2 protein-coding genes are annotated in these 768 nt (G+C 60.3%); both read left to right on the top strand.

Features of this window, described 5'->3' with window-relative positions:
- A partial coding sequence (locus B3187_RS01680) for an ACP S-malonyltransferase (RefSeq protein ID WP_286804336.1) occupies positions 1-404 on the top strand: 404 nt, incomplete at its 5' end.
- A 5-nt stretch (positions 405-409) separates the two neighbouring features.
- A partial coding sequence (locus B3187_RS01685) for an SDR family NAD(P)-dependent oxidoreductase (protein ID WP_286804337.1) occupies positions 410-768 on the top strand: 359 nt, incomplete at its 3' end.

Below are 768 nucleotides of genomic sequence, written 5' to 3' on the forward strand. Positions count from 1 at the left end.
TGGCCCTCTGTAAAACGGCGGGCGCCAAACGTGCCCTGGCTCTGCCGGTCAGCGCCCCATTCCACACCAGTCTCATGCAGCCGGCCGCGGACGGTCTGGCCCCCAAAATTGCTGAGACCGAGTTCCGTGCGCCGACGATTCCTGTGATTCATAATGTGCACGCCAAAAGTGAAACGGATCCGGAGGCGATCAAGCGCCTGATGATCGAGCAGATCTACAGCCCCGTGCTATGGGTCGACTGTGTCCGCGCTCTGGCCAACAGTGGCGTTTCCAGCACGGTTGAGTGTGGGCCGGGCAAAGTGCTCTCGGGCCTCAATAAGCGTATCGATAAATCGCTGAACACGTTTTCCATTGAATCGCCTGAAGACCTCCAGGCGGTACTGCAACAGACCAAAGGGGAATAACACCCATGAACAATCTTGAGGGTAAGGTAGCGCTGGTTACCGGTGCCAGTCGGGGCATTGGCGCCGCTGTCGCCGAGCAACTGGGCGCTGCGGGCGCTGTGGTGGTGGGTACCGCGACCAGCCAGGCCGGTGCCGACCGGATTACTGAGCGTCTGGCGTCCCAGGGCGTCACCGGCGAAGGTATGGTGCTCAATGTGACCGATGCCGAGTCGGTCGCATCGGTGCTGGCGGACATGAAGGCGCGGCACGGTCTGCCCGCGATTCTGGTGAACAATGCCGGTATCACCAAGGATAATCTGCTGATGCGGATGAACGACGAGGAGTGGTTTGATGTGATCAACACCAATCTGAGCGCCGTCTACCG

The sequence above is a fragment of the Marinimicrobium sp. UBA4209 genome (assembly GCF_002381585.1).
GTDB lineage: Bacteria > Pseudomonadota > Gammaproteobacteria > Pseudomonadales > Cellvibrionaceae > Marinimicrobium > Marinimicrobium koreense.